Annotated in this window: 6 protein-coding genes; 4 read left to right on the forward strand and 2 right to left on the reverse strand. The window is 63.7% G+C overall.

The genetic code is table 11. The features are described from left to right. The first annotated feature begins 106 nt into the window (after positions 1–106). The 4 genes from ptsP (at position 107) to AB7933_RS05860 (ending at position 7,268) form a co-directional block, all read left to right on the forward strand. Positions 107–2,965, forward strand: coding sequence for a phosphoenolpyruvate--protein phosphotransferase (gene ptsP / locus AB7933_RS05845; protein WP_024073396.1), 2,859 nt, complete (start codon positions 107–109; stop codon positions 2,963–2,965). Next, positions 2,966–3,907, forward strand: a complete 942-nt coding sequence (gene pfkB / locus AB7933_RS05850) for a 1-phosphofructokinase (RefSeq protein ID WP_024073397.1) — start codon at positions 2,966–2,968, stop codon at positions 3,905–3,907. Between the two features lie 11 nt (positions 3,908–3,918). Continuing rightward, complete coding sequence (locus AB7933_RS05855; RefSeq protein WP_041160838.1) at positions 3,919–5,637, forward strand: PTS fructose-like transporter subunit IIB; 1,719 nt, start codon at positions 3,919–3,921, stop codon at positions 5,635–5,637. Positions 5,638–5,726: 89 nt separating this feature from the next. Continuing rightward, on the forward strand, positions 5,727–7,268 hold the full coding sequence (locus AB7933_RS05860) for an alkaline phosphatase D family protein (RefSeq protein WP_024073399.1): 1,542 nt from the start codon (positions 5,727–5,729) through the stop codon (positions 7,266–7,268). A gap of 73 nt (positions 7,269–7,341) precedes the next feature. Here AB7933_RS05860 and AB7933_RS05865 read toward each other — a convergent pair whose 3' ends face one another. Continuing rightward, positions 7,342–9,867 (reverse strand): PepSY domain-containing protein, encoded by a 2,526-nt coding sequence (locus AB7933_RS05865; RefSeq protein ID WP_024073400.1) that lies wholly within the window; start codon positions 9,865–9,867, stop codon positions 7,342–7,344. A gap of 135 nt (positions 9,868–10,002) precedes the next feature. After that, positions 10,003–12,285, reverse strand: a complete 2,283-nt coding sequence (locus AB7933_RS05870; RefSeq protein ID WP_024073401.1) for a TonB-dependent receptor — start codon at positions 12,283–12,285, stop codon at positions 10,003–10,005. Positions 12,286–12,420 lie beyond the last annotated feature (135 nt).

The raw sequence follows: 12,420 nt of genomic DNA on the forward strand, positions 1-12,420 counted from the left end.
GTGGCTACTGCCAATTGACTGCTCAGTCGCTTATTCATGATCAACTTTATACTGATTTATTCAAAACAATACCTAGTGCGCCCGCCGCACTAACTAGGAGAACGGCATGCTTGAGCTCACTCACGAGCAGATATCCATGGGCCAGGTGGCTGTGGATAAATCTGCTGCCTTGCACCTGCTCGCTGACCAGTTGGTGGCCGATGGCCTGGTCGCCGAGGGTTATCTCAGCGGCTTGCAAGCCCGTGAAGCCCAAGGTTCGACCTTTCTCGGCCAAGGGATCGCCATCCCCCACGGGACTCCCGAAACCCGCGACCAGGTATTTTCCACCGGCGTGCGCCTGCTGCAGTTCCCCGAAGGGGTGGATTGGGGCGACGGCCAGATCGTTTACCTGGCGATTGGCATTGCCGCCAAATCCGATGAACACCTGCGCTTGCTGCAACTGCTGACCCGCGCCCTCGGTGAAACCGACCTGGGCCAGGCGCTGCGTCGTGCCGGTTCCGCCGAGGCCTTGCTGAAGTTGCTGCAAGGCGCGCCGCAGGAGTTGGCGCTGGATGCACAGATGATCAGCCTGGGCGTGTCGGCCGACGATTTTGAAGAACTGGTATGGCGCGGTGCTCGTCTGCTGCGCCAGGCCGACTGCGTCAGCAATGGCTTTGCCGCGGTGTTGCAGCAAGTCGATGCGTTGCCCCTGGGCGATGGCCTGTGGTGGCTGCACAGCGAGCAAACGGTCAAGCGCCCTGGCCTGGCGTTTGTCACGCCGGATAAACCCATGCGTTACCTCGGCCAGCCGTTGAATGGTCTGTTCTGCCTGGCCAGCCTCGGTGAAGCGCACCAGGCTTTGCTGGAGCGCCTGTGCGCGTTGTTGATCGAAGGTCGCGGCCAGGAACTGGGGCGCGCCACCAGCAGCCGTGCGGTACTCGAAGTGCTCGGCGGCGAACTGCCGCCCGACTGGCCCAGTGTGCGCATCACCCTGGCCAATGCCCATGGGCTGCACGCGCGGCCGGCGAAGATCCTCGCGCAATTGGCGAAAAGCTTCGAGGGCGATATCCGTGTGCGTATCGTCGATGGCCCGGTGGGCGCGGTGTCGGTAAAAAGCTTGAGTAAGCTGCTCAGCCTCGGTGCACGGCGTGGCCAGGTACTGGAGTTTGTCGCGGAACCCACCATCGCCGGCGATGCGCTGCCTGCGTTGTTGGCGGCGGTGGAGGAAGGGCTTGGCGAAGACGTCGAGCCATTGCCGACCGTGGTGGCCCAGGTTGAAATCCTCGATATCGAACCGCTGGCCAGCGCGCCGTTGGCCGGCAGCCAGCTCCAGGCCATCGCCGCCGCCCCCGGCATCGCCATCGGCCCGGCGCATATCCAGGTGCTGCAACCCTTCGACTACCCGCTGCGGGGTGAGTCTTCGGCCATTGAGCGCCAGCGCTTGCAGGCCGCACTCAACGACGTGCGTCGCGATATCCAGGGCTTGATCGAACGCAGCCAGGCCAAGGCGATCCGCGAGATTTTCATCACCCACCAGGAAATGCTCGACGACCCGGAACTGACCGATGAAGTCGACACCCGCCTCAAGCAGGGCGAAAGCGCCGAGGCGGCCTGGATGAGCGTGATCGAAGCCGCCGCCAAGCAGCAGGAGGCGTTGCAGGACGCCTTGCTGGCCGAGCGCGCCGCTGACCTGCGCGACATTGGTCGCCGCGTGCTGGCACAACTGTGCGGTATTGAAACGGCCCAGGAGCCGCACGACCCCTACATTCTGGTGATGGACGAGGTCGGCCCATCGGATGTGGCGCGGCTCGACCCGGCGCGGGTCGCGGGTATCCTCACTGCCCGTGGCGGGGCGACGGCCCACAGTGCCATCGTCGCCCGTGCCCTTGGCATCCCCGCGTTGGTGGGCGCCGGCCCGGGCGTGTTGCTGCTGGCCGCCGGCACCCTGTTATTGCTCGATGGCCAGCGAGGCCGCCTGCATGTCACCCCGGACACTGCCACCCTGCAACGCGCCACCGTTGAACGCGACACCCGCGAGCAACGCCTGCAAGCCGCCTCGGCGCAGCGCCACGAACCTGCGGTGACCCGCGACGGTCACGCCGTGGAAGTGTTCGCCAACATCGGCGAAAGCGCCGGGGTAGCGAGTGCGGTGGAGCAGGGCGCCGAAGGCATTGGCTTGCTGCGCACCGAACTGATTTTCATGGCCCACCCGCAAGCGCCGGACGAAGCCACCCAGGAAGCTGAATACCGGCGTGTACTGGACGGCCTCGACGGTCGCCCGCTGGTGGTGCGCACCCTCGATGTGGGGGGCGATAAACCGTTGCCGTATTGGCCGATCGCCGAGGAAGAAAACCCCTTCCTCGGGGTGCGCGGCATTCGCCTCACCTTGCAACGCCCGCAGATCATGGAGGCGCAATTGCGCGCGCTGCTGCGCTCGGCGGATAACCGGCCGCTGCGCATCATGTTCCCTATGGTGGGCAGCGTGGATGAGTGGCGCGCAGCACGGGACATGACCGAGCGCCTGCGCCTGGAAATCCCGGTGGCCGATCTGCAACTGGGGATCATGATCGAGGTGCCGTCGGCTGCGTTGCTCGCACCGGTGCTGGCCAAGGAAGTGGATTTCTTCAGCGTTGGCACCAACGACCTGACCCAATACACCCTGGCCATCGACCGCGGCCACCCAACGCTGTCGGCCCAGGCCGATGGCTTGCACCCGGCCGTGTTGCAACTGATCGATATCACCGTGCGCGCGGCCCATGCCCATGGCAAATGGGTCGGTGTGTGCGGCGAGCTGGCCGCCGATCCGCTGGCGGTGCCGGTGCTGGTGGGCCTGGGCGTGGACGAGTTGAGCGTGTCGGCGCGCAGCATTCCCGAAGTGAAGGCGCGCGTGCGCGAATTCAGTCTGAGCGAGGCCCAGGGCCTGGCGCAAAAAGCACTTGCGGTGGGTTCGCCCGCCGAAGTGCGAGCCCTTGTGGAGGCCGTGTAGATGGCAAGGATTCTGACCCTGACGCTGAACCCGGCGTTGGACCTTACGGTGTGCTTGGCGCGCCTGGAGCCTGGTGAAGTCAACCGCAGCGAACCCCTGCAGACCCACGCGGCCGGCAAGGGCGTGAACGTGGCCCAGGTGTTGGCTGACCTGGGCCATCAAGTGACGGTCGGTGGTTTTCTGGGGGAAGACAACCCCCAAGCGTTCGAGGCGCTGATCGCTCGCCGTGGTTTTGTCGATGCGTTTATCCGCGTGCCGGGTGAAACCCGCAGCAACATCAAGATTGCCGAGCAGGATGGCCGCGTCACCGACATCAATGCGCCGGGCCCGCTGGTCAGCGAGCAGGCGCAGCAAGCGTTGCTCAACCAACTCATGCTGATCGCCCCCGGGCACGATGCGGTGGTGGTCGCCGGCAGTTTGCCGCGTGGCGTCAGCCCGCAGTGGTTCGAAGACCTGTTGGTGCAGTTGAAAGGCCTCGGTTTGAAGGTCGCTCTGGACACCAGCGGCGCCGCGTTGCGCGCCGGGTTGAACGCTGGCCCATGGCTGATCAAACCCAACACCGAAGAATTGGCTGACGCCCTGGATTGCCCCACGGATTCCGTCGCGCAACAAGCCGACGCGGCTGAGCATCTGCACGCGCGGGGCGTTGAGCATGTGGTGGTATCCCACGGTGCCGACGGCGTGAACTGGTTCAGCCCGGGCACGGCGCTGCAGGCCACGCCGCCCAAGGTCCGCGTCGCCAGCACCGTAGGCGCGGGGGATTCGTTGCTGGCCGGCATGCTCCACGGTTTGCTCAGCTTCGATGTACCCGAAACCACCTTGCGCCGGGCCACGGCGATTGCCGCCATGGCGGTGACGCAGATCGGCTTTGGCATCAGCGATGACGCGCAGTTGGCGCGCCTCGAAAGCGGCGTCCATGTGCGCCCGCTGACAGAACAATAAGAGGGTTTGTGATGAAGTTAGCCATTGTTACCGCCTGCCCGAACGGTATGGTCACCAGTGTGCTGTGCGCGCGCTTGCTGGACGCTGCCGCGCAGCGCCAGGGGTGGAGCACCAGCGTTGAAGTGGTCGACGTGCAGCGCCCGGAACGGCAGTTGTCCCAGGCGATCATCGACGACGCCGAATGGGTCTTGTTGGTCAGCAGCACCCCGGTGGACATGCAGCGGTTTGTCGGCAAGCGCGTGTTCCAGAGCACCCCGGCGCAGGCGTTGCAGGACGTTGACGCGGTACTGCGCCGTGGCGCAGAAGAAGCCCGGGAGTATGTCGTCAGCCTAGCCCCGGTGGCGACGAAGCAGGCCCCGCGTATCGTCGCGATTACCGCCTGCCCCACCGGTGTCGCGCACACCTTCATGGCCGCCGAAGCCTTGCAGCAAGCGGCCAAGCGCCTGGGTTATGACTTGCAGGTGGAAACCCAGGGATCGGTCGGCGCGCGCACACCGCTGAGCCCGCAGGCGATTGCCGACGCCGACGTGGTACTGCTGGCGGCGGATATTGAAGTCGCCACCGAGCGCTTCGCCGGCAAGAAGATCTACCGCTGCGGCACCGGCATCGCCCTCAAGCAGGCCGAAGCGACTCTTAATAAGGCCCTCGCCGAAGGCGCCGTGGAAAGCGCGGCCAGCGGTGCGGTAGCCAAGTCGGAAAAAACCGGGGTGTACAAACACCTGTTGACCGGTGTGTCGTTCATGTTGCCGATGGTGGTGGCGGGCGGCTTGTTGATCGCCTTGTCATTTGTGTTCGGCATCCATGCCTTCGAAGAAAAAGGCACCCTGGCAGCGGCCCTCAAGACCGTTGGCGACCAGGCCTTTATGCTGATGGTGCCGCTGCTGGCGGGCTATATCGCCTACTCCATCGCCGACCGTCCGGGCCTGGCCCCCGGCATGATCGGCGGGCTGCTGGCCGGTACGCTGGGCGCCGGGTTTATCGGCGGGATTCTCGCCGGTTTCCTCGCCGGCTACTGCGTCAAGCTGATCACCCGCGCGATACGTTTGCCGCAGAGCCTGGAGGCACTCAAGCCGATCCTGATCATCCCGTTGCTGGCGAGTTTGTTCACCGGCCTGGCGATGATTTACCTGGTCGGCCCACCCGTGGCGCGTCTGCTCACGGGGCTGACGGATTTTCTCAGCACCATGGGCACCACCAACGCGGTGCTGCTGGGCATTCTGTTGGGCGGCATGATGTGTGTCGACCTCGGCGGGCCGATCAACAAGGCCGCGTACGCGTTCTCCGTCGGCTTGCTGGCGGCATCGAGCGGCGCACCGATGGCTGCGACCATGGCGGCGGGTATGGTGCCGCCAATCGGCATGGGCATCGCCACGTTCCTGGCGCGGCGCAAGTTCGCCCAGACCGAGCGTGAAGCGGGCAAGGCCGCGATGATTCTGGGCTTGTGCTTTATCTCCGAAGGCGCGATCCCGTTCGCCGCCAAGGACCCACTGCGGGTGATCCCCTCCAGCATCGCTGGCGGTGCCCTGACGGGAGCGCTGTCGATGTACTTTGGCTGCAAGCTGGCGGCGCCCCATGGTGGGTTGTTTGTGTTGATCATCCCGAATGCGATGAACCATGCGCTGTTGTATCTGCTGGCGATCGTCGCCGGTAGCCTGCTGACCGGGCTGGTGTATGCACTGATCAAACGTCCGGAAGCGGTGGAACTGACGGCCGCGCCCGCCCAAGCCTGACGCCATGGACAATGTGGGTGGGGCGGTGTCATATCCACTTCATCCACGCGTGTTCAACTTGCCCTTTTGATACTCAAGAGGGCACCTGCATGAGCCACTTCGACCTTGGCCGTCGCCGCGTGATGCAAGTCGTCGGCGCCGGCCTGTTGCTGCCTGGCCTGGCGCCGGCGGTAATCGCGTCGGTCAAAGACCGTCCGCAACTGACCGATGGTGTGCAGTCCGGCGACCTGCTCGGTGATCGCGCGATGATCTGGAGCCGCAGCGACCGCCCGGCGCGGATGGTGGTGGAGTGGGACACCCGCAGTGTGTTCAGTAACCCGCGCCGATTCGTCTCGCCGCTGGCCGACAGCCGCAGCGACTTTACCGCGCGTGTCGAACTCACCGGCCTGCCCGCCGACCAGGCGATTTTCTACCGCGTGCATTTCGAAGATGCCCAGACCGGCGTCGCCAGCGAACCGTGGTTCGGCCACTTGCGCAGCGTGCCGCAACAGCGCCGCGATATTCGTTTTGTATGGAGCGGCGACACCGTCGGCCAAGGCTTCGGGATCAATCCGGACATTGGCGGCATGCGCATCTACGAAGCCATGCGCCTGCGCTTGCCGGACTTTTTTATCCACAGTGGCGACACCATCTACGCCGACGGCCCGGTCCCTGCGCAACTGACCACCGAGGGCGGGCGCATCTGGCGCAACATCACCACCGAAGCCAAGAGCAAAGTTGCTGAAAGCCTCGACGACTATCGTGGTAACTACCGTTACAACCTGCTGGATGAAAACGTGCGGCGCTTCAACGCCGAGGTACCGCAGATCTGGCAGTGGGACGACCATGAGGTGGTGAACAACTGGTCGCCGAGCAAGCAGTTGGATGAGCGTTACCAGATCAAGGACATCAACACCCTGGTCGGCCGCGCGCGCCAGGCGTGGCTGGAATATTCGCCGATGCGCCGACAAAGCGCCGACGGTGGCGGGCGCATCTACCGCAAGCTCAGTTATGGCCCTTTGTTGGATGTCTTCGTGCTCGACATGCGCAGTTATCGCGGCCCCAACGACGACAATCTGGGCGGCGAAAAACCCTTCCTTGGCCGTGAGCAACTGGACTGGCTCAAGCGCGAACTCAAGGCCTCCCAGGCCCAGTGGAAGGTGATTGCCGCCGACATGCCTATCGGCCTCGGTGTGCCCGACGGTGAAGTCAGCCCCGGCGTGCCGCGCTGGGAAGCCATCGCCAACGGCGACCCAGGCCCGGCGCAAGGTCGTGAGTTGGAGATTGCCGAATTGTTGGGGTTTCTACGTGCCCAACAGGTACGCAACCACGTGTGGCTGACGGCCGATGTGCATTACTGCGCGGCGCACCATTACCACCCGGATCGTGCGGCGTTCCAGGATTTCGAGCCGTTCTGGGAGTTCGTCGCCGGGCCTTTGAATGCGGGCAGCTTCGGTCCGAATCCGCTGGATAAAACCTTTGGGCCTGAGGTGGTGTTCGAGAAGGCCCCACCGGCGCAGAACACCTCGCCGTTTGCCGGGTTCCAGTTTTTTGGCGAGGTGCAGATTGATGGGCAGACGGCAGAGTTGACGGTGATGCTGCGCGATCTGGATGGGGTTTCAGTGTTCGAGCAAAAGCTGCAACCGGCCTGACTTGGAATACAGTCAAAAACTGTGGGAGGGGGCTTGCCCCCTCCCACATAGGTTCTTCAGTGGCTAGAGGATCTCAGTACACGTCGCGACGATAGCGGCCCTGTTCGATCAGGCGCTCCACCACCTCGCTGCCCAGCACCTCATGCAGTACTTGATCCACCCCGGTCGCCATCCCCTGCAAGCTTCCACACACATAAATCGCCGCACCGTCCGCCAGCCATCGCCGCAACACGTCTGCCGATTCGCGCAGGCGATCCTGCACGTAGATCTTCTCCTCCTGATCCCGGGAAAACGCCAGGTCCAGCAGGGCCAGGTCACCACTGGCCAGCCAGCCTTGCAGCTGGTCCTGGCACAGGTAGTCGTGGGCGATATTGCGCTCGCCGAACAATAGCCAGTTGCGCTGTTGGCCGTTGGCAATATTCGCCTTGAGCAAGCTGCGCAGACCGGCCAGGCCGGTGCCGTTGCCGAGCAGGATCAACGGTACTGGCACCTGCGGCAGGTGGAAGCCGCTGTTGCGGCGCAGGCGCAGGCTGATCGCGGTGCCAATGGCGGCATGTTCGGTGAGCCAGCCGGAGCCCAGGCCCAGGCTGCCGTCCGGGTGGCGCTCCTGGCGTACGATCAGTTCGAGTACGCCGTCGCTGGCAATCGAGGCGATGGAGTATTCGCGCATGCCCAGCGGCACTAACGCGTCCACCAGGGCCTGGGCATGCAGGCCGACCAGGTGCGTGCGGTTGTCCGGCAGTTGGCGGGTTGCCAGGGCCTGGTCGAGGGTGTGCGGCAGGCCGTCGAGCAGGACTCCATCGCTGCCAGCCAGGCCCAGGCCCCCCAGGAAGCGTTCGATGGCCTGCGGGCCATTGCGTGGCAGGATTTCGACCAGGTCGCCGGCTTCCCAGGACTGGGGCGACGGGCTGGTGAGGCCGAGCAGGTAGACGGCCGAACCGGCGCTGCCACGGTTGAGCAGGGTGCGTTGGCTCAAGGTCCGGTTTTCATATTGGGCGGTCGGCCAGGCCGCCGTCGGTGCGTGGCCGGTTAACTGCCCCAGCTGTTGTTGCCAGTGCAGCAGCGCAGCGCTGTCGCCGCTGTCGACTTCCACCGGGGCGAACAACGGGGTGCCGCCCTGGTGGGTCAGCCAGAAATGCAGGCGCCGGGCAAAGCCGCAGAAGTGTTCGTACTGGCGATCACCCAGGGCCAATACCGAGTAGTTCAAGCCTTTGAGGGGCAGGTTCTGGCCCAGCACGCTGCGTTCGAAAACCCGCGCGCTGTCCGGGGCTTCGCCGTCGCCGAAGGTGCTCACCACAAACAGCGCATGTGCCGACTGGCGCAGGTCTTCGGGGCTTACGCTGCCCAGGGACTGCACCTTCACTGGCAGCCCCGCGGCCTGCAATTGTCCGGCGGTCTGCCAGGCCAATTGCTCGGCAAAGCCGCTCTGGCTGGCAAAACCGATCAGCCAGGCCGCTGCATCGCTGGGGTTGGCTGCCAGGCCGTTGCGCGCATCACGCACCTGGCGTTTTTTGCGGCGACGGTCGAGGTACAACAGCCAGCCGGTGATAAAGAACAGCGGCATGAGCAGCGAACTGACGGTGAGGACAATCCGTCCGACCAGGCCGAAGTAACTGCCGGTGTGCAGCGCATAGACACTGGTCAGCAACTGCGACTTGAGGCGCTTGCTGGCGTAGCGGTCATGGGATTTGACCTCGCCGGTGGCCGGGTCCAGGTTGAGCTGGTTGAGCGCGCGATCATGGGGGGAGTTTGCCAGCAGGTAATACACGATGGCCGGTTGCCCGGCGACCGCCGGCATGCGGATGTTGTAGGCGCTCAAGCCGGGGCCGGCGTTGCTGTAGATGCTGCTCCACATCGCGTCATAGTTGGCGACCGGCGCCGGCCCCTGAGGGGGTGGACCACGCTTGCGCATCCGCTCGTTCTGCGGGGCGTCGGACAACAGTTTGGTCACGCCTTGGTTGTACCAGTCGTAGGACCAGTACAGCCCGGTCAGCGCGGCCAACAGGTAAAACAGCAGGCACCAGGTGCCGAATACCGAGTGCAGGTCCCAGTTGAAGCTGCGGCCTTTTTTGCGCCAGTCCAGGGTCAACCACGCGCGCCAGCTCGCCACTTGGCGCGGCCAGCGCAGGTACAGGCCGGACAGGCAGAAGAACAGCAGGATCAGGGTGCAGGCCCCGGTGATTTGGCGGCCGGTTTCGCCCATGGCGAGGAAACGGTGCAACTGCAGGATAAAACCGAACACGTCCTGGCCGACGGCATCGCCCATATAGTCGCCGGTGTAGGGGTCGAAGTAGCGCATCTGGCCACGGCGTTCGCCGGGTGGCGGGGTGAAGGACACGCGCGCGGCGTTGCCGCTGTCACTTTCCACCCACAGCATCGAAACGGTCTTGCCTTCGGTGGCTTCGAGCTTGCGCACCAGTTCGGCGGGTGGCAGTACGCCGGCTTCGCGCTTTTGCACGAACAATACGCTGGGGTTGAGCGCGCGCAGGATTTCATCCTGAAACGAGACCGCAGCCCCGGTGATCCCCATCAAGGCCAGCACCAGACCGGCAGTGATGCCGAAGAACCAGTGCAACTGGAACAGGGTTTTCTTCAACACGTCGGACCGCCTCGTCTATCTGGATATGTAGGGCACGGCGCGCATTATGCCGTGGCTGTTCGAGAAACATTCTTTTTTACACGCAAAAAGCCCCGCGCATCCGATGCGTGGGGCTTGGGCGAGCGGTTGGCCGCCTTAGAAGTGGAAGCTGGTGGTCAACAATGCCGTACGGCCGGCTGCCTGGTTGGCGAAGTGGGTCGAGAACGCCTTGTCGTAGTAGGTCTTGTCAGTCAGGTTTTGCACGTTCAGTTGCAGGTCGACGTTCTTGGTCAGCTTGTAGCTGGCCATGGCGTCGAAGCGGGTATAGGACGGCACGTAGACTGTGTTGCCTGCATCGCCGTAGACATCATCGACGTAGAACGCGCCGCCGCCGATGGTCAGTTTCGAGGTGATGTCGTAGGTGGTCCACAGGCTGAAGGTGTTCTTCGGCGTGTTCGGCATCTGGTTGCCTTTGTTCGAGCCCGTACTGACAACGCCGTTACGTCCATTGAGGCCGGCGCTGACCAGTTCGCTGTCGAGGTAGCTGTAGCCAGCGAACACTTGCCATTGTTCGGTGAGCTTGCCGCTGGCGGACAATTCCAGGCCGTCGACGCGGGATTCGCCGGCGTTCTGGTAAGTCAGGGCGTCGACCAGGATGCGGGTGTTTTTCTTCTCGGTGCGGAACACCGCGGCAGTCAGTGACAGACGATCGTGGAACAGGTCCCACTTGGTGCCCAGCTCGTAGTTGACGGTCTCTTCCGGTTGCAGGTCGCTGGTGGCGGCGCCCGCAGACAGTGGGTTGCCGTCGGCACCTTCACCCACCAAACCACCGGCTGGCGTTGCCGAGGTGGCATAGGACGCATAGATACTGCCGTTCTCCACCGGCTTCCAGACCAGGCCGGCCTGCCAGTTGAAGAACTGGCTGTCGTCCTTGATCTTGGTGCGGCCGGTGGTGGCATTGGTGTTGGCTTCGGTGTCGAAGGTGTCGTAGCGCAGGCCGACATTCAGCAGCCATTGCGGGTCAAGTTCGATGGTGTCGAACACATAGGCGGCACGGCTGGTGGCCTTGGTGTTGGTGCCGTTGTAGTTGCGTGCGACGCTGCCGGTCCAGGCATCATCCGGGGTCGGGTTGCTCAGTGACGTACATTGGCCGCCCAGGCTGCCCTTGACCACGGTGCACGTCGGGTTGGCGTTGGGGCTGACCGTGTAGCCGCTGACGCGGGTTTCTTCGCCGGTGAACTCCAGGCCGGTGGAGTAAGTGTTCTTGAAGCCCAGCGCCTGGAAGCTGCCGAACAGATCGGTCTGGTTGGTGGTCGTGGTGGTGGTTGAGACACGGGTGTTGGCGCGGCGCCACACGGTGCCGTACTTGTTGACGTTGAGTTTGCTGTCGTCCGGTTGCGTGAGCACGTAGTCCTGGCCGGTGCTGCCATGGCGCAGGGTGTTTTTCAGCGTCATGGTGTCGTTCAAGTCGTGCTCGAAGGAAAACGTGCTGATGTCAGCGCGGGTCTTGCGGAAGTCGCGGCTCTTGAGGCCATAGAAGTTATTGCTGTCGCCACCGTCGTTGGGTTTGTCATGCACGTGAGCGGTGGCGGTCGAGGAGCCGTAGCCGTAGGGGATTCCCGAGTCCGGCAGGTCGTCGCTTTCCATGTGGTAGTAGCTGACGTTGACGCGGGTCGGCGTACCCAGGCCGAAAGTCAGCGAGGGCGCCACGCCCCAGCGGTCGTAGTTCACGGCGTCGCGACCGGCCACGTTTTGTTCGTGGCTCATCAGGTTCAGGCGGAACGCGGCGGTGTCGAGGAACTGACGGTTGACGTCGAGCACATAGCGGCGCGTCTGGTCGGAACCATAGGTGAAGCCACCATTGGTGAAATCCCGCGCTTGTGGCGTCTTGCTCACCAGGTTGAGGCTGCCACCGGCCGAGCCGCGCCCGCCGAACGAGGAATTCGGGCCCTTGCTGACTTCAATGGATTCAATGTCGAAGATCTCACGGCTCTGGCCGCCGGTGTCGCGTACGCCGTCCAGGTAGGTGTCGCCCTGGGCGTCAAAACCACGGATGAACGGGCGATCCCCCTGTGGGTTGCCACCTTCGCCGGCGCCGAATGTAATGCCCGGTACTGTGCGCAAGGCGTCCTGCAACGAGGTGGCGGCGGTGTCCTTGAGTACCTGTTGCGGCACCACGGTGACTGAGCGCGGCGTATCCACCAGCGGCGCGGTGTACTTTTGCGAAGAGGCTTTTTCGACCTGGTAGGAGGTGTTGTCCTGTTCTTCGCCGGTGATGCTGGTAGCCCCCAGGGAGATGCTGTTGCGCTGGCCTTTCTGCCCGGTGTCTTCGGCCGCTTGCGCCAGGTGGGCGACGGAGCTGGCACCGAGGGCGACGCCGATGGCCGAAGCCAGCAGACGTGGTGAACTGGCAGGTGTTTTTAGAGTGGTGCGCGACATGACGTGTCCTTTCCCCAAGGATGTGAGGTCGCGAAATATAGGTGTAACAAGATTTTATATCAATTGAGATACATTGCTATTTGTACTGAATTTACATTCTTTACACTTTTGGCTTACGGTTTTTACACGCTCATC

This window comes from Pseudomonas gorinensis (genome assembly GCF_042015035.1).
Classification (GTDB): domain Bacteria; phylum Pseudomonadota; class Gammaproteobacteria; order Pseudomonadales; family Pseudomonadaceae; genus Aquipseudomonas; species Aquipseudomonas gorinensis.

What these genes read in the sequence shown, in the direction of transcription:
- ptsP (WP_024073396.1), top strand. Translation starts at nt 107, where the DNA reads ATGCTTGAGCTCACTCACGAGCAGATATCCATGGGCCAGGTGGCTGTG.
- pfkB (WP_024073397.1), top strand. Translation starts at nt 2,966, where the DNA reads ATGGCAAGGATTCTGACCCTGACGCTGAACCCGGCGTTGGACCTTACG.
- AB7933_RS05855 (WP_041160838.1), top strand. Translation starts at nt 3,919, where the DNA reads ATGAAGTTAGCCATTGTTACCGCCTGCCCGAACGGTATGGTCACCAGT.
- AB7933_RS05860 (WP_024073399.1), top strand. Translation starts at nt 5,727, where the DNA reads ATGAGCCACTTCGACCTTGGCCGTCGCCGCGTGATGCAAGTCGTCGGC.
- AB7933_RS05870 (WP_024073401.1), bottom strand. Translation starts at nt 12,285, where the DNA reads ATGTCGCGCACCACTCTAAAAACACCTGCCAGTTCACCACGTCTGCTG.